Below are 22,598 nucleotides of genomic sequence, written 5' to 3' on the forward strand. Positions count from 1 at the left end.
GCATTCGTGCGCAGCATACGCAGAACCGCGGTCGCCCTTGCGGCGACGGCATTGACCACCGCGCTCACGACCGGCGCGGCGACGGCGGCCTCGGCCGCCGCCTGCACCCCCACCTGGAAGTTGCTCGACGTGCCCGCCATCCCCGACGGCGGCGTCTCGGTGGCCCACGCGTCGTCCGTCTCATCCGAGCAGGCGGTGTTCACCACCGAGGGCGACCGCACCTCCGCCACCCTGACCTCGGACGGCAGGTCGGTCAAGCTCCTGCCCAAGCAGATCCCGCACGCGGCCATGGCCCCCGGCGGCGCCTGGGAGACGACCTTCGACTCGACGTCCAGCGGGTGGGCGCGCTACCAGTTCCGCTACGGCGACACCTACGGCAGCGGCGTCCCGGTCTTCGCGCGCCTGAACGGCGGGCGGTGGACCTTCGTGCCCACCGCGATCTCCCCCGACCCCACCGCGACCAGGCCCAATCTTCAGTCCATCGACTCGGTCTCGTCCTCGGTCGCCTGGACCGTCGGTGAGTACACCACACAGAGCGCGGACTCCGCCGGCGCCGCCATCCAGCAGTGGAACGGCAGAGTCTGGAAGAACGTCGACCACCCGGCGATGACCCGGGCGAACGCAACCCTGCGCGCTGTGCACGCGCGGTCCCGTGACGACGTCTGGGCGGTCGGCAGGCAGTACACCGACCCCGCCCGGATCGAGTCGCTGATCCTGCACTACGACGGGAAGGCGTGGAGGGAAATGCCCGGCGTGCCCGGGCTGCTCGCCGAGCTCGTCTCCGTCAGCGCTCGTGCCTCCGACGACGTCTGGGCGGTCGGCTACGAGCGGAAGCCGGGCACCTTCGCCCCCGTGGCGCTGCACTGGGACGGCAGGTCCTGGAGTGCCGCGCCCACGCCGTCGGCGGCCTGGACCTTACCCTTCTCTGTCTACGCCGCGGGCCCCGACGACGTGTGGATCACCGCGACGTCGCCGGCCGACGGCTCGTCGCAGCCCCCGCTGCAGCACTGGGACGGCAAGTCCTGGACGGACGTGCGGCCCGAGGGCGTCCAGGCGCCCGGCTCGGCCTACATCTACACCGCACTGACCGGCTCCGGGCCCAAGGACGTCTGGGCGAGCGGCCAGATTCTCAACGGCACCGGCTGGGAGAGCACTTCACAGCCACTCGTCGCGCACCTGAGCTGCGAAGGACGCTGACATGAAAATCATCACTTTAGCGGTGGGCGCGCTCATGGCCGCCTCCCTCCTGGCCCCCGCCCCCGCGGCGGCCGCCGCGCCGGCTGATCCGCGTCCGCTGGGCGGGGAAGTGCTCGCGGCCTACGCCGCCAAGGACCGCACCGACCTGTGGGTGCTGCTGTCCGACAAGGCCGACACCAAGAGCGCCGAGCGGGCCAGGACCCGCACCGCGCGCGGGGAGCAGGTCGTGCGCGCCCTGCGCGACACGGCCGACCGTTCGCAGGCCCCGCTGCGCAAGCTGCTGAAGGCCGAGGGCCGCAAGAGCGAGACGTTCTGGGCGGCCAACGCCGTGTACGTCCGCGACGTGCCCCTGAAGCTGGCCGAAAAGCTGGCGAAGCTGGACGGGGTGAGCGAGGTCCGGGCGCCCAGAACCTACCCGGTGGCCCTGCCGGTGGAGACCAAGGGCGCCGCCGCGACGGCCGCCGCCGTGGAGTGGGGCATCGCCAACATCAAGGCCGACCAGGTGTGGCAGCAGTACGGCGTGCGCGGCGAGGACATCGTCGTGGCCAACGTCGACACCGGTGTGGAGTACACCCACCCGGCGCTGATCGGCTCCTACCGGGGCAACAACGGCGACGGCACCTTCACCCACGACTACAACTGGTACGACGCGGCCGGGAACTGCGACGAGCCCGGCCCGTGCGACGGCCACAACCACGGCTCGCACACCATGGGCACCATGGTGGGCGACGACGGCAAGGGCAACCAGATCGGTGTCGCGCCCAAGGCCAAGTGGATCGCCGCCAGCGGCTGCCAGGCCGGCGGCTGCAGCGACCTGGACCTGATGCGGGCCAGCCAGTGGATGCTGGCGCCCACCGACGCGGCCGGGCAGAACCCCGACCCGGCCAAGCGCCCGCACATCGTCAACAACTCCTGGGGCAGCGACCTGCCCTCCAACGAGCCGATGTTCGAGGAGATCCAGGCGGCCTGGGCGGCGTCCGGCATCTTCGGCATGTGGGCCAACGGCAACGAAGGGCCCGAGTGCCGGACCTCGGGCACCCCGGGCAGCCGTACGCTCAACTACTCCGTGGGCGCCTACGACGGCAACAACAAGATCGCCAGCTTCTCCAGCCGGGGGGACGGCCAGGACGGGCAGATCAAGCCCGACATCTCGGCTCCCGGCGTGGACGTCCGCTCCTCCGTCAAGGGCGGAGGCTACCTCTTGATGTCGGGCACCTCGATGGCCACGCCGCACGCGTCGGGCGCGGTGGCCCTGCTCTGGTCGGCCAACCCGTCGCTGGCCCGCGACATCGAGGGCACCCGCACGCTGCTGGACCTGACCGCCGTCGACACCGCCGACCCGCAGTGCGGCGGCGACGCGGCCAACAACAACGTCTACGGCGAGGGCCGCCTGGACGCGCTGACGCTGGTGCAGGCGGGCGCCCAGGGCCTGGGCACGCTTTCGGGCACCGTCACCGACGCCGCCACCGGCGAGCCGCTCAAGGACGCCACCGTGTCGCTGAGCGGGCAGCTCAACCGCCGGTCCACCTCCGGCGAGGACGGCGCGTACACCTTCAAGCTGCTGGCCGGTGACTACGAGCTCAAGGTGAGCGCCTACGGCTACCAGGACGCCACCTTGGCGATCAAGGTGACCAAGGACGGCTCGATCAAGCAGGACGTCCCGCTCACCCCGACCCAGCGCAAGACCCTGTCCGGCACGCTCACCGACGGCTCCGGCCACGGCTGGCCGCTGGGCGCCAAGGTGACCGCCGACGACGGCAAGGGCCACACGTGGGACGCCACCGCAGACGCGATCACCGGCCGCTACTCCCTGTCCCTGCTGCCCGCCACCGACTACACGCTGCGCATCACCCCGGGCGCACCCGGCTACGACCCGGTCACCAGGAAGGTCAGTCTGGGGGCGGAGGACCAGACCGTGGACGCCGCCCTGCCTGCCGCCCTCGCGTGCGTGGCCCCCGGCTACCTGGCGAGCAGGGCGGGCACGCCCGAGCCGTTCAGCTCGGGCAAGCCCACCGGGTGGCAGGTCACCAACGTCGATCCCGGCTTCCCCGGGTTCGACCACCAGCCGGGCTGGGTCTTCGACAACCCCGGCGCCCGGGAGAACCGGACCGGCGGGAGCGGCAGGTTCGCCATCGTCGACTCCGACCACTCCGGCAAGGGGCATGTCCAGGACACCTACCTGACCAGTCCGGTGCTGAACCTGGCCAAGCACACCAGCCCTGTGCTGGAGTTCGCGGGCGACCTCAAGCCCGGCGTCAACGCCATCGCCTGGGCCGACCTCAGCCTGGACGGCGGGCGTACCTGGACGACGGTGTGGACCCGTAAGGGCTTCCCCGGCGCTTCCGGCCCGGCCGCGCAGGTGGTGGCGATGCCGCAGGCGGCGGGCAAGACCAAGGCCCAGGTCCGCTTCCACTACCGGGGCAACCGCTCGGGCTGGTGGGCGATCGACGACGTCTACGTCAGTGACCGCACCTGCCAGAAGGTCACGGGCGGCCTGGTGACCGGCACGGTCACCGATGCCGCCACCGGCAAGCCCGTGCAGGGAGCGGCGGTCGCCTCCGACGGGCGAACGGCCACCACCGACGCCTCCGGCGCCTACTGGCTGTTCTCCGCCCAGGCCGGCGATCGGGAGGTCACGGTCACCAAGAGCGGCTACGCCGCCACGACCGCCACCGCCGCCGTCGCCACCGACCGAGTCACCGGGCTCGATGTGAAGCTCGAGTCATCCTGATCCCCCGCGCCCCCGGCAGCCCTCTGCCGGGGGCGCGGCGCGCCGCACCAGCAGGCGGCGGGCCGCCTCGACCCGCAGGCTCTCCACGAGCCCCACCGCTCGGGTCGGCACGAGGGAGCGAACGAGACAGAGGGCGGCATGGCCACTCCCGATCCCACCTCCGGGCCTCAGCCGCCGAACTGATGACGAGCCCGGCGATCAGCGTCCCCCGAGGCGTCCGCCGTCTCGGCCGCCCGCCTGATGGACGTCGGGGTTGAGCAACAGGCAGCCGCAGCCAGTCCTTGTGGGCGGGGGCGCGATTCCAGAGCCGTGACCAATCGGTAAGTCGGCCTGCGAACATTTCGAGAAGACGGAACAATCCTTGCGCCTCGTCACGGGAGGGGTAAAGCTCTTCGGGGCGAGCCGCCGCCGGGTCGCTCTCGAACTCCTCATCCTTCAGCGAGGGCAATGAGTAATGGAGAACCTGAGTGACGAACTGCGGCTGCGACGCGAACAGGCCGGCCTGACCCAGCAGGAACTCGCCGCCCGGTCCGGGGTGAGCGTCGCCGTGATCCGTGACGTCGAGCAGGGCCGCACGCGCCGCCCACGTGCCGAAACCCTGCGCCGCCTGTCGGACGTCCTCCCGCTGGTCATGTCCGGATCGGGCGATCCCTTTCGCGGTCCGGCGTCGGCGGCGGTCTGGCTGCGGATATTGGGCCCGCTCGAAGTGCGGGAGCACGGATCGTTCGTCGCGTTGGGCGGTGAACGGCAGAGAGGCGTTCTCGGATTGCTCGCGTTGTCCGCGAACCAGGTCGTGCCGATGGAATCCATCGCCGACGCATTATGGGGTGACGCGGCCGGCGACGGTTGTGTGCGAGCGGTGCACGGCCATGTCAGCAAGCTTCGCCGCACATTGCATCACGGGGCCCGGAACAAGAAACTCATCATTTGCCGTCAGCACGGCTATCAGCTGTCCGTGGCGGACGGCGACGTGGACGTCCTGACCTTCCGGCGGCTTCTTCGCCAGGCGCGCGAACATCGTGACAGGGCCGAGCTCGACGCGGCCGCGGTGTCGTTCGGGCAGGCGATGGACCTGTGGCGGGACAGCCCGCTGCTGGACGTCCCCGCGCTGCACAACCATCCGAAGGTGTCCGCGTTGAGCGCGGAGCGGGTGACGGCCGCGCTGGAGTTCGCGGAGGTGGCCGAGTCGCTCGGCCGGCACGAGCTCGTCCTGTCGCCGCTGCGCGCGATCACGCAGGTGGAACGGCTGCACGAACGGGCGCACGCGCGGCTGATGATCGCGCTGGCCGGCTGCGGCGAGCAGGCCGCCGCGCTGGAGGTGTTCGGCGGGATCAGCCGGCGGCTGGTCGACGACCTGGGGGTGTCCCCCGGCCCGGAACTCGTGGACGCGCAGCTCCACGTGCTCCGGCAGGGAGTGGACGGCGCCGTGGAGATCCGGACGTCCGGCGCGCCGGCGGAGCCCGGCACCGGCGCGCCGACCGCTCCCCGCGAGCTGCCGCCCGTGGTGCCGGGTTTCGTCGGACGGACGGGGCTGATCGACGCGCTCGTGCGCGACGTGGTCGGCAGGCGTCCGCAGCCGATCCTGATCTCCGGCTGCGGCGGCATCGGCAAGTCGGCGCTGGCGGTCAAGGCCGCCTGGCAGGCCGCCCACCATTTTCCCGACGGGCAGTTCTACCTCAACCTGCACGGCTCGACGCCCGACCTCGAACCGCTGGACCCCCTGCGGTCCCTCGGTCGGCTGCTGCGGTCGCTCGGCGTGGACCGGGCCGCCGTCCCCACGGACGTCGACGAGGCCGCCGCCCAGTTCCGGTCCCGCACCGCCGGACGCCGCATGCTGTTCGTGTTCGACAACGTGCTGGACGTCAGACAGGTACGCGCGCTGCTCCCGGCGAGCCCTACCTGCGGTGTCATCGTGACCAGCCGCAGGACGCTCGCCGCGCTGGAGGGCCGCGTCCCGTACGAGCTGGAGGTGCTGCCCGAGGAGGACTGCCGCGCCCTGCTGACCCGCCACGCCGCCGATCCCGCCACCGGTCCCGCCACCGGTCCCGCCACTGGGCCGGACGACATCGAGGCCCAGAACGCCGTCGCCCGGCAGTGCGCCTACCTTCCGCTGGCGCTCTCGATCGCGGCCGCCCGGCTGTCGGTGCGGCCCGCCTGGACCTGGCGGACGCTGGCGGACAGGCTGGCCGAGGAGGGGCGGCGTCTCACGGAGCTGGAGCTGGAGGACCGCGCGGTCAGAGCCAGTCTCATGGTCGGCTACCGGGATCTCGACCCGGCGCAGGCCCGCATGTTCCGGTGCATGAGCCTGCTCGGCGTCACGGAGCTCGGCGTGGACACCGCCGCGGCCCTCGCCGGCCTCCCGGCCACGACCGCCGAGGACCTGCTCGACCAGCTCACCGAGGCGCATCTGGTGCAGACCGCCGCCCCCGGACGCTATTGCGTGCACGACCTGGCCCGGCTCTTCGCCCGGGAGCTCGCCGCGGAGCACGACCCGCCGGAGGAGCGGCGGCGTGCCGTCCTGCGCGCGCTGCACAACGGGCTGGCCGTCGCCAGAGACGCGAGCAGGCAGGTGATCCCCGTCGCCGTGTGGCGGACGACGCTGGGTCCGGAGACGACGCCCGGCGCGGGGCCGGGCTTCCGCGACCGGCAGGAGGTGTACGCGTGGGTCGACGCGGAGGCCGCGCAGCTTCCGGCGGTGCTGGGCAGCGCGGCGGCGCTGGGCGCCGACGACCTGGTCACCGCCCTGTCGGCGGCGCTGTTCTTCCCGCTGTACGAACGAGGGCGGTGGCGGGAGCTGTGGGAGGTCAGCGAGACGGGCGCCGCCGCGGCCGACCGCCTGGGCGAGCCCCACCACCGGGCGGTGACCCACGGCGACCTCGGATACGTGCTGGCCGACCTCGGCCGGCTGGACGACGCGCTGGTCCACCTGAAGGTGTCACTCGCACAACACCGGCAGACCGGCAACCGCCGGGGAGAGGCCGCCCAGCTCGACCGTCTGGGGGTCGTCCACAGCAGGCTGGGCCGGTTCGCGGAGGCCGTCGGCCACTTCCGCCTCTCGATCGACCTGGAGAGCGGCCAGGGCAACCGGTACGGCGAGGCGATCACCCTCACCAACCTCGGGCTCACCTACCTGCGCGGCGGCGACCCGGAGGCGGCCGTCACGGCCTTGTGCGACGCCCTGTCCGGCACCCGGGAGATCGAGGACCTGGTGGGCACGGCCATCGCGCTCGGCTACCTCGCCGAGGCACATCGGCGCATGGGCCGCCACCGGGAGTCCGAGCGTTACTTCCGGATGGCGCTGGACGCCGACCGCGCGGCCGACGACCTGGGCAGTTGCACGGAGGCGCGCCACTGGTGGGGCCTGGGCCTGGTCCATCGTGCGCTCGGGGCGGAGGATCGCGCCCGGGAGTGCCGGCGCAACGCCGTGACGATCCTGCACGACCTCCGGCTCATCAGCGCCGGCGAACGGTCCCGCATCGAGGCCGGCGACGACCCGGGCACGCCGGACGTCATCCTCAGGAACCTGTGAGCGCGACGGCCGTACTCCTTCCCGTACCGGGAGCCGCATTATGCCCCCGGGCCGCCGTCGTCCCAGGTCACCGCGCCTGCGGGGTGCGGGAATCCGCGTACCGGCGATCGCCACAAAATCGCAAGATCCGCCGTTCACGATGGAGTGGTCCATCGAGGAACGGCACGCCCGGGCCTCGCTGACGACCAGTTGGTGAAGGAGAGCGGAACCATGATCGCGACGATCACGAGAATCAGCGACCGCCTGCTGGAGCGGGTCGCGCCCAAGGCCGACGCGTCGGCGACCGCGGCCGGCTGCACGTGGCGGTACATGTGCTGCACCATGGGCGGCCAGGTCGTCTACGGCAAGAGGCTGTACGACCTCGTCCACGGCACGAACTGCGGCGCGTGCACGGTCATCTCCAGCTACTGCTAGCCGTTGAGCGCTTGTCCGCCCGGCCGGGGCGGGCAAGCGCGCTTTGAGCTCCGTATCGAGGAAATCCGGTGGAGTTTGTCGCTTTGGGCGGCCAGTGTCTGATCGGTGTCGTCTTCGCGATGTCGGCACTGAGCAAGATCCGCGGCCGCACGGCCTACGCCGAGTTCGTACGGGCGACCGGAGCCCTGCTCACCGCCCTGCTGGGACACGGCACGGGCCCGCGGACCGCCCGCTGGGCGGCGGCCGTGGTCGTCGTGGCCGAGTCGGCCGTCCCGGTGCTGATCGCCGCGCAGGTCCTTCATCCGCTCGCGTCCGTTGTGGGGTCGGCCGCCGCCGCCGTCCTGCTCGGCCTGTTCAGCGTGGCGATCGTCCGCGCCCTGCGTCGCGGCGTGCGCACGTCCTGCCGGTGCTTCGGGACGTCGCAGGCCCCTCTGGGACGACGCCATCCGGCCCGCAACCTCGGCCTCCTGGCGGTGGCCCTGACCTGCGGAGTCGTCCTCCCGCAGGCATGGTCACAGGCGTGGTCGCAGGCATGGTCGCAGCCGGCCGGCACGGCGGTCGCGGGCGGCGCGGGACTGGTGCTGGCCGTGCTCGTCAGCCGGTTGGACGACCTGGTCGAACTGTTCGTGTCCCCGGCGGCGAACGCCGGACCGGCGCCGAAAGGAGAACGTCATGTCGATGCTCGTCACCGGGATGATCCTGGTGGGGGCGCTGTGCCTCTTCGACCTGGTGCTGACGCTGGGAGTGGTCAGACGGCTGCGGGAGCACACCGATCAGCTGCGGAGCCTCCTGGCCCACGGTGACCGTCCGCCGGGGAGGCTCCGCGGGAGCGTCGGCGACTTCCTGGCCACCACCGTTGACGGTGAGCCGGTCTCCCGCGACCTGCTGACGGGTGAGACCCTGGTCGCCTTCTTCAGCCCCGGCTGCACGACATGCCGGGAGACGCTGCCGGAGTTCGTCGAGTTCGCCCGCGGCCTGCCGGGCGGGCGGCGGCAGGTCCTCGCCGTCCTGGCCGGTGACCAGGAGGACAGCGACGAGATGGTCCGCACGCTCACACCGGTGGCCCGCGTGACCGTGGAGGAGTTCGACGGCGAGCTCAGCCGGGCCTTCGCGGTCGACGGGTTCCCCGCGCACTACGTCGTCGACGGCACCGGCGCGCTGCTCGCCACCGCGCCCGACGTCGCCCTGCTGCGGGTCATGAGGGCTGCGTGAGCCGGGAGCCCCGGACATCCCCCGGCGCGTTCGCGGCCACCGCGGCGCGGGTCGTGGCGCTGACGTTCCGTTCGGCGCCCCTGCACGGCCTGGCGTACCTGGTGTGCACGGCGGCGGTCGCGGTGATCCCGATCGCGGTGGCCTGGCTGACGAAGGCCGTCCTGGACCGGTTGACGTCCGCGCCGGGCTCGCCGTCCGGGCTGGTGGGGCCCGCGGCCGGGCTCGCGGCGGCGGGGATCGCGCTCGGGGTCGTGCCGCGCGTCGCCCAGTACCTGCGGGCCGAGATGGACCGCAGGGCCGCCCTCCGCGGGCACGACGAGCTGTTCGCCGCGGTCGAGCAGGTGGCGGGGATCGCCAGGTTCGAGGATCCGCACTTCCAGGACCGGCTCCGGCTGGCCCAGCAGAGCGCGTCCGCGCCGGCCAGGACCGCCGACGCGGTGTTCGAGGTGGTACGCGGGGCGCTCACCCTGGCCGGGTTCCTCGGCTCGCTGACCGTGATCAGCACGGGGTTCACCGTCGTCGTGCTGGCCGCCGCCGTCCCCACGGTGATCCTGGAGCTGCAGCTGTCCCGGCGGCGCGCCGCGATGATGTGGCGGATCGGTCCGACGGAACGGCGGCAGATGTTGTACGGCGACCTGCTCGCCAGCGCGGCGGCGGCCAAGGAGATCCGGCTGTTCGGCCTCGGCCCCTATCTCCGCGGTCGGCTGGTCGCCGAGCGGCGCGCCGCCGACGAGGCCCGGCGGCGGACGGACCGGCGGGAGGTCGTCGTCCAGGGGGCGCTGGCGGCGCTGTCGGCGGTCATCGCCGGTGGCGGGCTGGTGTGGGTCGTCGTGGCCGCCGGGCGGGGGCAGGTGACGGTGGGCGACGTGTCGATGTTCGTGGCCGTGGTCGCCGGTCTGCAGGGGGCGCTCGGCGGGCTGATCACGTCGATGGCCGGGGCGCACCACCAAGTGCTCCTGTTCGGCCACTACGTCGCGGTGGTCGACGCCGGGCCGGACCTGCCCCCGCCGGACGACCCGGCGCCGCTGCCCGCGCTTCGCCGCGGCATCGAACTGCGCGACGTCTGGTTCCGCTACAGCGACGACCATCCGTGGGCGCTGCGCGGCGTCACCCTCTTCCTCCCCCACGGCGCCTCGACGGCGCTGGTCGGCCATAACGGCGCGGGCAAGAGCACGCTGGTCAAGCTGCTGTGCCGGTTCTACGACCCCACCCGGGGGGCGATCCTCTGGGACGGGGTGGACCTGCGCGACGTGCCCGTGGAGGAGTTACGCCGCCGCGTCGGCGCGGTGCTCCAGGACTTCATGACCTACGACTTCAGCGCGGCCGACAACATCGCCATGGGCGACCTGACGGCGCTCGGCGACCTGGACCGCATCCGCGGCGCGGCCGTCCGGGCCGGGATCGACGGCACCCTGTCCCGCCTGCCCCACGGCTACGGGACGCTGCTGACCCGCCTGTTCTTCGCCGACGACGAGGCCGACGACCCCGGGAACGGGGTGATGTTGTCCGGCGGCCAGTGGCAGCGGGTGGCCCTCGCGCGGGCCTTCCTCCGCGAGGACCGGGACCTGATGATCCTCGACGAGCCGAACGCGGGCCTGGACCCCGAGGCCGAGCACGAGGTGCACGAGCGGCTGCGGAGGATGCGCGACGGCCGCAGCAGCCTGCTCATCTCCCACCGCCTCAACACGATCCGGGACGCCGACCTCATCGTCGTCCTGTCCGGCGGGCTGGTCGTCGAACAGGGGCGGCACGCCGACCTGCTCGCCGCCCGGGGCACGTACGCCCGGCTGTTCAGCGTTCAGGCGGCCGGTTACGCCGAGGAGCCCGTCGAGCCGGTGACGCGATGAGTGGAGGGGAACGCCGTTGAGACCCGTCCTGGCACTGCTGGCGGCGGCGGGGTGCGTCCTCGGGGCGTCGGCCGCGGTCGCCGTCCGGCTGCGCCGTCGCTACCTCGTCATCACGGTGGCGGGCGTGAGCATGGAGCCGGCGTTCCGCGACGGCGACCGGGTGCTGGTCCGGCGGGCGTCCCTGGACGCGGTCCGGCGCGGCCAGGTGGTGCTGCTCGTCGGCAGCCTCACGGAGATGTGGCCGGAGATGGCGGCCGAGGCCGCGCTCACCACCGACCCCCGTGCGCCGTCGGGCCGACCGGTGAACGGCCGGCAGCCGGCCGGAAGGCCCGTCGCGGCGCGGGAACCCGCGGACGAGCCGTTCCGGGTGGTCAAGCGCGTGACCGCCGTGCCTGGTGACCCGGTTCCCCGCGAGATCGCCTCCTTGCCGCACGCTCCCGGCCGGGTCGTGCCCGACGGATGCCTGGTCGTGCTCGGCGACAACGCGGCGGCCTCGCGCGACTCGCGGCACTTCGGCTACGTGCCGGCGGAATGGCTGCTCGGCGTGGTGGTACGGCGCATCGCCCCGGCGCCCGAGGTCAGGCAGGAGGACGGCGGACGCGGGGCACGGGCCGGCACGCCTCGGCCGCCGGCCGCTTCCTGAGCATCCGGCCCTGCTCGAACAACGAGCGGCCGCGCTCGCGGCGGTCGCCCGGCAGGCTCCAGTCGTCCAGCGTCCGCTCGACCCGTACGCTCAGCCGGCCGCCCGCTCCTGCCGCGCTCCCCACCAGCACCACGTTCTCCTGCCACTCCATGACCGGGCCGTGCCCGCGGTTGAGGAACCGGTGGACAGCCGCCGGCACTGAGAAGGATCTTGAGTGCAGAGAGCTGAAGCTCGTTGATGAGTTCGGTGGTGGCGGGCGCGGGCCAGATGGAGCTTGAGCAGGGTGACGTAGCCGCGGTCGTCCAGCAGGACGGTGCGCACGCTGCCGCCCTCGCCGTGGATGCGGACGTGTCCGTCGTCCATGCGCAGGTCGAGATCCTCATCGAGCAACAACGCCAAGTCGTCAAGATGGCGGGCGATCGTGTGCTCTCCCTCCCAGCACGAGCCACCGGTACCGCGCTGGTCGTAGCGGCGGACCAGGCACAGGTCGTCGATGACGCCGGCGACCGGGGCGAGACAGTCGGGGACTCCGGGCCCGCCGTGGACCATGACCACGGGAAACCTCTGCGAAATCGCCGACGGCACATCATTCAGTCGCTCGGTGGGTGGTGACGGGTGCGGCCGGGAATCACTTGATCTCCCGGTGCCCTGGCAAGCGGACGGGAATCCCATGGATCCGGACGGCGCGCTCCCCGCTCGATCCGGACAAGGTCGCAAACTGCTTCGATCGGTTCAGAGCCGAGAGCGAGAGCGAAGGCCGGTCGGAGGCGGCCCGGCGCCTCGAACGGAGGGGAAATGCAGGGGGGCGGGAGCCGGCCATGAGCGCGTCGGTGTGCGTCCGGAATCTGAATTGATGGTCATAGGGGTGACCGCCCGGCGCGTGCGATAAGCCGGGCCGGGGTCAATCGGGCCATGCTCAGGTGGCCCGGAAACGTCCGGCGGTGGTCCTGGTGCGGCGGTTCCGCATGTCTGCAATCTTACGGGGCGACTTTGTCCGGGCTTTTTCGTATGCATGAAAACGGAGAGGGCCGTGGCATGAATGTCACAGAACAACGCTGGCATGTCCTGATGGCATACCGGCCGCGACTGCTGGCCTTGGCGTTACGCATGGGGGCGGGGGCGGACGCGGAGGACGTCGTCCAGGACGCATTGCTGCGTACCGCCACCTTCGCCGGCCTGGAGGAGGAACGGGCGTGGGCCTTCCTCGCCACCGTCACGGCGCGACTCGTGGTCGACCACCACCGCCGGACGGCTCGCGAACTGGTGTTACGCCGCCACGCGGCACTCATGCCACGCCCCCACGGCTTCGAGGACGCCGTGGCCGACGGGGACGAGGCCAGGCGTGCGGCACCCTTGATCGCACTGCTCGACCCCGAGATCCGCCATGTGCTCCGCCTGCGAATGGAAGGCGCCACCTGGGGACAGATCGGTGTCGCGCGCGGCGAATCGGCCGCCGCCGTCGAGATGCGGTATCGCCGTGCGACAGCTCCCGTGCGGCGGGCCATGAACCGCCCGGCCGGAAATCGGCGATGAATTCTGTCGAGCTCGCCGGCCAGGAACGTACTACCGGTGAAGGGTTCGTTCGTTCAGGCCGATATGCGATTCTTGGGAATCGCGGAAAAGGACAGCCATGAGAAGCTCGCGAAGGCGTATTCCGCCCGTACGGCATGCGTTTGTCGTGCTGCTGGCGGCGGCGCTCGCCTGCTTGATGTTCGCGCCCGTGGCGGGAGCGGAGAGCAGGACGTCCCAGAAGGTCTCGTCGTCTCTTACGGATCCCGACACCGAACTGGCCACCACGGAGAACGGCGAGGAACCGCTGGACTCCATCTCCAGCGAGGATTATCTCGCGAAGCTCGCCCAGAACGATGTCACCGTCTCGGCGGAGGAACGGACCCAGATCATGGTGAGTTCCTGCTGGATCTACACCGGCTACCGGGGCGGCAAGAACCGCGTCGGCCAATGGCTCTGGAAGTATTTCCAGAGAATGGACTACTGCCGCGACGGCTCCCGGATCACCAGTGCCCACTTCTACACCAGGTGGGCCGAGGTCTACATGGTGGGCTGGTCGTTCAAGGGTCACGAGTCGCTCGTGAGCAACGGCGGCCGGGGAGCGACCCAATGGCGCAAGCGGACCCAGGGCGTCTTCTGCCTGGTCCCGTACGTCTCCTGCATACAGGAATCGCACCCCTGGGTGGACATGACCGTCTACGGTAACGGCGCGAGGTCCTTCAGCGCCGGCGGCTGACACACGAGAGCGCCGGTCCGGGAACCCCCCCGGGCCGGGGCTCTGTGCCGTCGGCGGCGAACGGAAGCGTCATGATCTCCTGCAGAAACGCGACGGCGAACCCCGGCCCACGCCACGAACGCCCGCCGCGAGGACTCGGCGGAGGAGAGCCCGCACCGCCGGGCGATGGCCGCGACCGGCTCACGAGTGCCGGTGAGCAACTGGACGGCCGCTTCGAGCCGCGTCTCGCGCACCGGCCGCGAGGGAGTCCGGCCGACGCACTCGACGAACAGCCTGCTCAGATGCCGCTCGCTCACCCCGGCGAGCGCGGCCGGACGGGCGACACCGAGGTCCTCGTCCAGATGGCTGACCACGTGGTCGACGACCCGCCGGACCAGCACCTGGCCGGCGTGCGCAACCCGGTTGCACATGCTCACCTGCGCCTGGTCCCCCGGCCTTTCCAGGTACGTGACCATGCCGTCCCGTACGAAGACCGGAGCGGGGTCGACCCGTACGTGCGGGAATCGGGCGGCCAGCACTGTCGCCCCCGTGCGCACGGACGCGACCCGCCGCGACAGCCCGGCGAGCCGCATGACCTGACTCACGAACCGAGGGTTGGCGGCGGCGGTCTCATGCCCCTGGCCGCCCGACACGATCGGGGTGTCCATGGGGCCGCGGGCGCTGGCAGGGGCCGTCGCGGAGTACGCCGCGTACCGTGTCGAGCCGTACACCCGGGTCGAACTCCGTCAGCCACCAGGTCGCGCCGGCGGCGGCGTACGGCAGCGGGTCGACGCCGGCGGGCAGGCTGACGGCGATGTCGTACGAGCCCATGTCACCGTGTCGCAGCTCGGTGAGGGCGCCGGCGACCTCGGCGAGCTGGTCGGGGTGCTCAAGGTTGATCGGAAAGAAGCCGTCGAGCCGGGCGGCCCGGCGGATCGGCTTGACGTTGCCGGGGAATCCGGCGGCCCATACCGGCACCCCTGGCCGCTGAACCGGCTGCGGCAGGAACGTGATGTCGTCGACGGTGTAGTGCTCGCCGCGGTGGCGCACCGGCTCTCCGGACCACGCGGCGGTCAGGATGGCCAAGGACTCGTCGAGCATCCGCCCCCGTTGCCGGTCGTCGAGCTGCTCGCCGGTCCTGGACAGCTCACCGCCGAACCGATCGCTGCCGAGTCCGACGCCCAGGGTGAGGCGGCCGTCGCTCAGCTGGTCCAGTGTCGCGGTCTCCCGCGCCACCTTGGCCGGCCGCCGGCGGGCCAGCGTCGCCACCATCGGACCGAGCCGCAGCCGCTCGGTGGCGGTCGCGATCGCCGCCAGCGTGGTCCACGAGTCGGCGACCTGCTGGACCGGCTCCCGCCAGGACAGGTGATCCCACACGAAGCAGCCGTCCCACCCGGCCTCCTCCGCGTCGGCGGCCAGGTTCGCCACCGCCCGCGGGTCGGCGAGCTCGTCGAAGAGCGGCAGCCAGAGTGCCGATCGCAACCGGCTCACGGGCGCTCTCCGCCGGAGACCGAAAGGATCTCTGGGATCGCGACGTCCCAGAGCTCCGGCGGCGGCATCTGGTGCCCCATGCCCTTGAGCGGGACCAGCCGGGCTCCCGGGATCTCTCGCGCCAGCGCCTCGCCGTGCCCGTACGGGAGCAGCGGGTCCGCGGTGCCGTGCAACACCAGCGTGGGCGCCGCGATCTCGCCGAGGCGGGCGCGGACGGGCTCGCCGCCGTCGAGCTGCCAGTGGTTCTGCGCCGAGGCAGGGGACGGGCTGCGGTCCCAGACGCGGCCGGCGATGCTGCGCATCCGCTCCTCGTCGACGGGAATGGTGCCCGCGAAGGTGCGCTCGCCGTCGGTGTAGTACGCGATGACGGCCTCGCGGTCGGACCAGTCGGGCGTCTGGTCGCCGCCCTCGGCGAACCGCTTCGCCAGTTCGGCGCTCATCGGCGGCAGGTCATGGCGGTCGGAGCCGCCGGGGCCGCCCGGGCTGGTGGCGATGAGCGTCAGGGAGGCGACCCGGCCGGGGTGGCGCACGGCCAGGTGCTGGGCGATTCCGCCGCCCATGGAGACGCCGACGATGTGGGCGGCCGCGATGCCGAGTTCGTCGAGCAGGCCGACGGCGTCGTCGAGCAGGGCGTCGTTTCCGTACAGCGGCGCGCCGGGCGGGAAGGTCGTGGAGCGGCCGGTGTCCCGGGTGTCGTACCGGATGACGTGCCGGCCGCCGGCGGCGAGGCGCTCGCAGAACTCGTCGTCCCACCAGTCCATCGACGCCTCGGCACCGCCGATGAGCAGCAGGGCGGGCGCGGCCGGGTCGCCGAACGTCTGGACGCAGAGCTTTATGCCGTTGACGTCGAGGAGCCGCTCAGGGTGATCTTGGTTGGCGTTCATGTCCGGCACGCTAAGCCTGGCTACCTCATCGCGAAAAGCTATGATTTTCGATCGAGTCGATCGCCTACAGCGATATACCGTGGTCCATCTGGCCGGCCAGTTCGGCGGCGGCCGCGACGGCGAGGTCGATGGCCCGGGCCGCCAGTGGCGACCGGGTGCGCCCGGCCGGCCGGCACAGGTACCACGTACAGGTGGGCGGCGGTTCCAGCCGATGGATGCGGAGCCGGTCGTCGGACCAGACGTCCGACCCCAGGAGGGCGAGCCAGGGCAACACCGCCGAGCCCAGGCCCACCCGCACCATCGACACGACGCTTTCATGGCCGGACGTGCGGAACACGATCCGCGGCCGGGCGCCCGCGCCGGCGAGCTCCCGTTCCAGCCATCTTTGGTGGACGGTGGGCGGCCAGGCGACCATGGGAGTGTCGTCGAGCAGCTCGACCGGCACCGGACCGTCGGGGAACGCGCCCGCGGCGGCCACCAGGAGGTGAGGCTCGTCCAGCAGCTCGACGTGTTCGACGTCGCCGTCGATGCGGTCGTAGTGGAACAACAGGTCGAGATCTCCGATGTTCGGGTTCTCCGGTGCCACTTCCGACAGCCTGACGTCGCAGCCGGGGTGCTCGCTCAGCAACCCGCGCACCACTGCCGGCAGGATCAGCCGGGTCGCGCCCTGGAAGGTGCCGATGTCGATCCGGCCGTGCCCCGCCTTGAACCGATCGACGGCGTCGGTCAGCGCCTCCGACCTCGCGAGCAGATCACGCCCGTGGGCCAGGACCAGCTCGCCGAGAGGAGTGGCGCGCACCGGCCTGGGACCTCCCGGCCGGTCGAAGACGGCCCCGCCGACGGCCTTCTCCAGCGCGGCGATCTGCTGGCTCACCGACGACTGGGTGTAGCCGAGGCGAACCGCCGCCCGGCCGAATGTCCCCTCCTCGGCGATGGCGGCCATCGTCCTCAGGTGGCGCAGCTCCACGTCAACCATGGCACCAGAATATCGTTGAGAGCGATTGATGCAGCAGGAATCAATCGCTTTTATTGATAAGTGCGGGTTCCTGGGGTCATCGGCATGACAACCCGTCCTGGCCTTCGGGGGCGCGCTGCTGCCTGTGCTCCTGCGCGACCGGCTGGGCCGCAGCCCTGCATGGCCTCGCCGTCTGCTACCTCCGCACCACCCGGCCCCCTGCGCGCTCACCTCTGTGAGAACAGCGTGACCAGTTCCTTCCTCATGACATCGTCCAGGGTGTGGCAGCCGAAGGCCCGGGCCAGTTCGCCGACGAGGTTGCGGGCACGCGTCTCGCGTTGCCGGAGCACGGCGCCGACGTCTGCGAGAGGCGGCGCGGTGACAGAAACCGCGCTTTCGGGCGGTTGCGCAGCCTGCCGCTCACGCGTCGACCCAGAACTCACTCCCACAGACACTTACCACTTGACCTGCAGAAACAGGATCACGTGAAGGTCGATTCATACACCACGTCCGTGGACGTGACCCCCAGAGGGCAGGTAACCACATGGTGTGGCCGCATCCAGCTGTGGCTTGACCCAGGAGTTGGCGCGATAATCCCCTCAGGGCCAGGATCTCGGGGAAGAGGGACCACCCAAGCCGGCCACAGCTCGGCGAACACTGATCGCTCCGGAGCACGGACGCAATGGGTGCTCGCGACTGAGTCGGCGCGGGTACTGCCGCCATCGGCACAGATGTGATGGAGGACTCCATGCCGAACGCATCGTTTCCCGTTGCCGGGCTGATCGGCGAGCGCTGGCAGGAACTGCTGGCGGAGAATGGCCCTCTTGGCGCTCCCGTCAGCGTTGAAATGGATCTCAACGACGGTCAGCGCGGACGACGGCAGAGTTTCGAGCACGGCGTGATCGCATGGATGCCCGATCAGGAGATGGTGCTTACTGTCTTCCGTCTCGGCGGTGAGATGGTCTTCGACTGGTCGGTGACACGCGAGTCGCAGCTGCACTACGACTACTTCCGCATCGACGTCCTGTACAGGCGGGATGGATCGCAGCCCTTCACCGGTGCAGGTCATGCAAACCTGGAACTGAGTGGGTTCAAACTTCCGGAGCTGCCTGGCGTGCGGCGCGGAACGTACTTTGTGCGACTCCACGATTTCGGTGAATACGCGTTCAAGGTGAAGGGTGTCGATGCCCCGGGCCTGTTCGGTGGCGAGTCCAGTGTTCAGGGGTGGACCCCGCTGATTCGTTTCACGATCGATCCGGCCGCTGTTCCAGCTGAGGCTGCGGTTCCCGATGATCCACTCATCGCTGAGCGTTGGCATGTTTTCGGCGCAGGCGATGGGGTGTTCGGGGCGCCGGTCGGACCCTCGGTCGCAGCAGACGGCGGTGGCCGCAGCCAAACCTTCGAGCGAGGCGTAATCGCCACCTTCCCGCAGTACGGGCCCAGAGCTACGCTCGCCGGCTATCGAGACGCCCGCGCGGTGCACATCTATTGGGGTTACACCGATGTTGCCGCACCTCTTGGGACATTCGACAACACTGTTGAAGCATTCAACCTGGATGTCGGCCAAGGCGCGGAACACTCCCAGACCATCAATTCGAACGAGATCGAGTGGCTGAAATGGGCGCAGAACGGATACAGCTCCGGCTATGCTCGTTTCTATCCCGTGCGTAACGCAGGCGTTCCGTGGGACACGGAGTCATCGAGGAATTACCTGATCAAGGTCACAGATTTCACCGGGCAGCAATTCGCTGCGAAACTGAAGTTCTGGCACCAGCCGATCAGTCCGCATCTGGACCGGCCCGCTCTCGATGGCAGCCCCGAGCACGCAGCGGCGAGCCACCGAGACCGAATCAACGCGGTCGCCGAACACTACATCCGCACCCAACCCTTCGATCTACGCAATATGCCCAGCGACGGTGAGGACGTGACGTTCCAACTGATCGCGCACCTGCACATGATGCGGCAGCAGAGTGACTATCGCAGCGAGGGGCAGCCGCGAAGCTCCGTTCAAGTGGCCGTGGCGCTACGTCAGATGAATCCCAAGTCTCCCATGGGCACCGACGGCGAATACGACATGACCATCAAAGGTTTGATGACCATCATGCTGCGTTACCGCCAACAGCTGACCGAGTCACTCATTACCTGGATGATGTCAAAATTGATTCCACTGGAGCTGCATGGCGGTCACGACGAAGACATCGAAAGTTACACAGCCGTGCCCGTCATCGGTGTCGGGCCGGAAACTGAGAACCATGTACTCATGATCGAGTCGTCACGATTCCTTGCCAATCAGATCTACTTCGAACTCACTCAGGACGACCAGTACGACAATCTGAAAAATGGGCTCGCCGACTGGCTGATGAACATGCTGCAGGTCTGGGCCAAATACGATCTGCTAGAGTTCAATTCACGCCCCTACAACCGACCGACGGTGCACTCGCTGCTCAACCTCTACGAATTCTCTACCGACCCACCGCTGCGCACCGCCGCGCGCCATGTACTGGACTATCTGGCCGTCAAATTCGCAGTCTCCAGTTGCCGGCACAGACATGCCGGCCCCTTCCGTCGCCGCCGTGAACACGTCAACGCGGCCACGGGCGAACTCAATGGCCTGATGTGGAAAGACGGTCACCCGTTGACCGGTTTCTCGTTGGCGTACTTCGGGCCGACCGCACCCGATGGCACTCCGTCGATGTGGTTCGACGACAACTGGCTGCCCGAGGCACTGTTATTCGCGGCCGGCAGCTATCGCCCGCCCGCGGCCGCATACATTCTGTCGCTCACCGAGCAAGCGGCCTATCAACACACCTTCTACCACGGCACCCGTCCCATCCCGCCGCACGGCGAGCAACCCGACGGGGGTGTCGAAATCTACTACAAGTCACCATCTTTCCTGCTTACGGCCGGAGGAACGTTCCTCAACAGCGGAAGTGGCAGCGACAACGTGGTCATGTCGAGAACGGGAACCAACGGATGCGCCGTACCTCAGGCCACGACCCTCCTGCCACGGCACGCCGATCCGTTCTTCGCCGACCTCATCCGATTCGATCCCTATACCGAACGCGGCGTCAACACCTGCGTGCACCTCGGCTTCGCGTGCGGCGGAAATCTCAGGTTGCCAGGGTTTCCCGCGGGCCAGCGCGGCTGGTTCTTCATCGACCATGGCGATCTGGGCTACTACGTCGCCGCGTATCGAACCCCGCCCGGCGGGGCCCAGCTGGTGGAGCCGCTGGACAGCCTCGGCTTCATCTATGTCCTCGAACTGCGGACCCCGGGCGATCCGGACGCTCCCGCCCCGATGACATTCGCCGAATTCAAAGAGCAGACCCTGGACCGCAATCAGCTTCCTGACCCGCTCGACTACGCCACCGACTACCTGTTCAACGCGGCGGACGGTCACAGCTTCCTATTCCGGACGTGGGCCGAAGGGGAAAAGTACCGTCCGCGCATCCTCAGGATGGACGGTCAGCTCCTCCCCGAATCCTTCGGCACCACACACCTGGTGGAAGGCCCTTACCTCAACGCGCCCAACGGCCACGACGGCTATCTGGAAATCCGCCACCCGCAGTGCGACACGCCCCTCGTCCTAGATTTCCGCAACCACCTCGTACCCCACCGCGGCGACAACTCAGCCGCGTGCCCCCAATGGCACCACGCCGTCATTGACGCCACCTATCAGCGCGCAAAAGCCTTCTTCGGCGCGGGCAAATACCTCGACGCTCGCGCCGCCACCCTGCAAGGCCTCGACGAATTCCGGCGGGCACGGTTGGACAATCCCGGCCTGGGCGACGATCAGCTCCGCGACCTCGCCGGTCAATGGCACAGCACCGCCCGAAGCGCCCACCCGGACAACGTGCCCGTCCAGCTCGCGGCAGCGCACAACGCATGGGACATCTACCAGTTCCTCGCGTCCGAAGAAGAAGACGAACTCGTGATCCTCGCGTCCCAGATCGTCGATCTGATGGGCTACCTCGCTTTCGGCTCTCCCATCAGCGCCGACGCGTCTGACGCCGCAAGCCTGGCCCGCGACCTCTACGCCCGGTCTCCCGGAGACCACTCGGTGGACATCGCCGGAGTATGGACCAACGAAGCGCAAGTCCACCACCTGACCTCCTTCGTCGTCGCGGCCTGGCCCGGCGACGCAGTCGAGCAACTCCATCAGCGCGAAGCCGCCGCCGAAGCGCTCTCGATCTTGGACCCGATCGTACGGTCCCTGCCGTCCTCCGAGGTCTCGGAGGAGGACCTGGGACGCATCGCGGGCATGTTGAACATGCTGATCGGGTTCGCGAGCTTCGGCTCGGCCGACTCGGCGCCCAGCGACCACGCCGGTGAGCTGGTGCACATCGTCTATGCGAACATGCACGACCGCGACCACCGGGTCGACCTCGCGCAGGCCTACACAGCCCTCGCCATGCGCCATCACGAGACCGGCTACTGGTTCGGCCACTGGGCCGGCAACCCGGATCTCGGCAACGCCGAACTTGCGAAGCAGCGCGAGGTAGCACAACGCGCGGCAGCGATCGCCGAGCCCATGGCCGAAGCACTTCCCGACCCAGATCTTGGGTCCGACGACCTACTCGGCCTTGCCGGACTCCTGCGGAAACTCATCGGACTCCTCACCCATGGGTCATCGAACACAGAGCCGGGAGTCAGAGCTGCCGAGCTCGCCCGCCGGGCCTACAAATACCTGGAAGGCGACCACCGGGTCGATGTTGCCCGGGTTTGGGCGGACCTCGCGATGCGCCATCACGAGACCTCCTTTGTCGCGGGCTGTCCCGACCCCGAAGCCGAGCGTCATCACCAGCGTGAAGCCGCCGCCGAAGCGACCCGACTCCTGCTGGCCATCGGCGATCAGCTACAGACCTACCCCCAGCTCGATCGCCGAGACGCTGCCGACATGCTGGACAAGCTGACCGGTCTGCTCGTCTTCGGCGCGCCCCCGCCCCCCGATCCCGAAACGATCTCGATGCAGAACCTCGCCGAATCAGCCGGGCAGCTTCGCGACCGCATCCGCTCCACCTTGTGATGCCAGCCGATATCTTGGGTTGCTCTCAGCAGTGCGCCAAGCACTTCAAGTAGCGTGAGCGGCTACTTGGCGCACAGTATCTGAGGGTCTGTACGGCATGTTGGAACGGGTCAGGTGCGTACTCCGTGCCGCTGGGCAAGGCCATGTCGTACGGGGTCGCCTGCGAGGTGTTCTTCCGCCTGGCCAGGCGAATCGGATTCCGGGCCAGACCGCCAGCTCGATGCCGTGGGCCGCCGAAGGAGGCCTGCGGTGCCGATCACCCCGGTCTGCAAGACCAGAGACCCTAGATGAGAGAAGATCAGGCGTTTCACCTCCGCGGCTACGGAAGGTAATCCAAAGAGACTGGCTCCAAGGCGGGATCGCCAGGGATGAGGGCTGCTGGGCCCATGAGGGCCAACTGGTTCCCTGGTCATGAGCTAGAGAGTGTCTGACAAATGATCTAGGT

Annotated in this window: 16 protein-coding genes and 1 pseudogene; 12 read left to right on the forward strand and 5 right to left on the reverse strand. The window is 69.9% G+C overall.

The genetic code is table 11. The features are described 5' to 3' along the window. The first annotated feature begins 6 nt into the window (after positions 1-6). The 8 genes and pseudogenes from ACWEJ6_RS31565 (at position 7) to ACWEJ6_RS31600 (ending at position 11,573) form a co-directional block, all read left to right on the forward strand. The gene (locus ACWEJ6_RS31565) at positions 7-1,197 is read left to right on the forward strand and encodes a hypothetical protein (RefSeq protein ID WP_452428498.1); all 1,191 of its coding nucleotides are present in this window, start codon (positions 7-9) and stop codon (positions 1,195-1,197) included. A 1-nt stretch (position 1,198) separates the two neighbouring features. Then, entirely contained in the window at positions 1,199-3,928 is a 2,730-nt protein-coding gene (locus ACWEJ6_RS31570) for a S8 family serine peptidase (RefSeq protein ID WP_452428500.1), read from the forward strand. 454 nt (positions 3,929-4,382) lie between these two features. Further along, positions 4,383-7,457: a BTAD domain-containing putative transcriptional regulator gene (locus tag ACWEJ6_RS31575; protein WP_452428502.1), complete on the forward strand. Its 3,075-nt coding sequence runs from the start codon at positions 4,383-4,385 to the stop codon at positions 7,455-7,457. A gap of 210 nt (positions 7,458-7,667) precedes the next feature. After that, a complete protein-coding gene (locus ACWEJ6_RS31580) occupies positions 7,668-7,871 on the forward strand; it encodes a hypothetical protein (RefSeq protein ID WP_352366027.1) in 204 nt (67 codons plus the stop codon). Between the two features lie 68 nt (positions 7,872-7,939). Further along, positions 7,940-8,347 (forward strand): annotated as a pseudogene (locus ACWEJ6_RS31585) (MauE/DoxX family redox-associated membrane protein); the annotation flags it as partial. A gap of 196 nt (positions 8,348-8,543) precedes the next feature. Then, positions 8,544-9,083, forward strand: coding sequence for a TlpA disulfide reductase family protein (locus tag ACWEJ6_RS31590; protein ID WP_452428504.1), 540 nt, complete (start codon positions 8,544-8,546; stop codon positions 9,081-9,083). Beyond that, the gene (locus tag ACWEJ6_RS31595; RefSeq protein WP_452428506.1) at positions 9,080-10,930 is read left to right on the forward strand and encodes an ABC transporter ATP-binding protein; all 1,851 of its coding nucleotides are present in this window, start codon (positions 9,080-9,082) and stop codon (positions 10,928-10,930) included. The genes ACWEJ6_RS31590 and ACWEJ6_RS31595 overlap by 4 nt, the downstream gene beginning before the upstream one ends. Before the next feature lie 16 nt (positions 10,931-10,946). Further along, complete coding sequence (locus ACWEJ6_RS31600; RefSeq protein ID WP_452428508.1) at positions 10,947-11,573, forward strand: S26 family signal peptidase; 627 nt, start codon at positions 10,947-10,949, stop codon at positions 11,571-11,573. On the opposite strand, the gene ACWEJ6_RS31605 is transcribed toward ACWEJ6_RS31600, so the two are convergent. After that, on the reverse strand, positions 11,509-11,772 hold the full coding sequence (locus ACWEJ6_RS31605) for a hypothetical protein (RefSeq protein ID WP_452428510.1): 264 nt from the start codon (positions 11,770-11,772) through the stop codon (positions 11,509-11,511). The two genes, ACWEJ6_RS31600 and ACWEJ6_RS31605, sit on opposite strands and share 65 nt — an antisense overlap. A gap of 38 nt (positions 11,773-11,810) precedes the next feature. Here ACWEJ6_RS31605 and ACWEJ6_RS31610 point away from each other — a divergent pair, with 38 nt between their 5' ends. The 3 genes from ACWEJ6_RS31610 to ACWEJ6_RS31620 all read left to right on the forward strand — a co-directional run bounded on the left by ACWEJ6_RS31610 (position 11,811) and on the right by ACWEJ6_RS31620 (position 13,818). After that, positions 11,811-12,185, forward strand: a complete 375-nt coding sequence (locus ACWEJ6_RS31610; protein ID WP_452428512.1) for a hypothetical protein — start codon at positions 11,811-11,813, stop codon at positions 12,183-12,185. Between the two features lie 423 nt (positions 12,186-12,608). Then, the gene (locus ACWEJ6_RS31615; protein ID WP_452428514.1) at positions 12,609-13,106 is read left to right on the forward strand and encodes an RNA polymerase sigma factor; all 498 of its coding nucleotides are present in this window, start codon (positions 12,609-12,611) and stop codon (positions 13,104-13,106) included. Positions 13,107-13,251: 145 nt separating this feature from the next. After that, positions 13,252-13,818 (forward strand): hypothetical protein, encoded by a 567-nt coding sequence (locus ACWEJ6_RS31620; protein WP_452428516.1) that lies wholly within the window; start codon positions 13,252-13,254, stop codon positions 13,816-13,818. Here the strand turns inward: ACWEJ6_RS31620 and ACWEJ6_RS31625 are convergent. From ACWEJ6_RS31625 to ACWEJ6_RS31640, 4 genes are all read right to left on the reverse strand, one after another. Beyond that, complete coding sequence (locus ACWEJ6_RS31625; RefSeq protein ID WP_452428518.1) at positions 13,779-14,402, reverse strand: helix-turn-helix domain-containing protein; 624 nt, start codon at positions 14,400-14,402, stop codon at positions 13,779-13,781. The genes ACWEJ6_RS31620 and ACWEJ6_RS31625 overlap by 40 nt on opposite strands. Positions 14,403-14,427: 25 nt before the next feature. Then, a complete protein-coding gene (locus tag ACWEJ6_RS31630) occupies positions 14,428-15,288 on the reverse strand; it encodes an LLM class flavin-dependent oxidoreductase (RefSeq protein WP_452428520.1) in 861 nt (286 codons plus the stop codon). Then, the gene (locus ACWEJ6_RS31635; protein ID WP_452428522.1) at positions 15,285-16,172 is read right to left on the reverse strand and encodes an alpha/beta fold hydrolase; all 888 of its coding nucleotides are present in this window, start codon (positions 16,170-16,172) and stop codon (positions 15,285-15,287) included. Before ACWEJ6_RS31635 ends, ACWEJ6_RS31630 begins: the two co-directional genes overlap by 4 nt. A 64-nt stretch (positions 16,173-16,236) precedes the next feature. Next, positions 16,237-17,148, reverse strand: coding sequence for a LysR family transcriptional regulator (locus ACWEJ6_RS31640; protein WP_452428524.1), 912 nt, complete (start codon positions 17,146-17,148; stop codon positions 16,237-16,239). A 727-nt stretch (positions 17,149-17,875) separates the two neighbouring features. Between ACWEJ6_RS31640 and ACWEJ6_RS31645 the strand changes: the two genes are divergently transcribed. Continuing rightward, complete coding sequence (locus tag ACWEJ6_RS31645; RefSeq protein ID WP_452428526.1) at positions 17,876-22,153, forward strand: LGFP repeat-containing protein; 4,278 nt, start codon at positions 17,876-17,878, stop codon at positions 22,151-22,153. The last annotated feature ends 445 nt before the right edge of the window (positions 22,154-22,598 follow it).

This window comes from Nonomuraea sp. NPDC004702 (assembly GCF_053601695.1).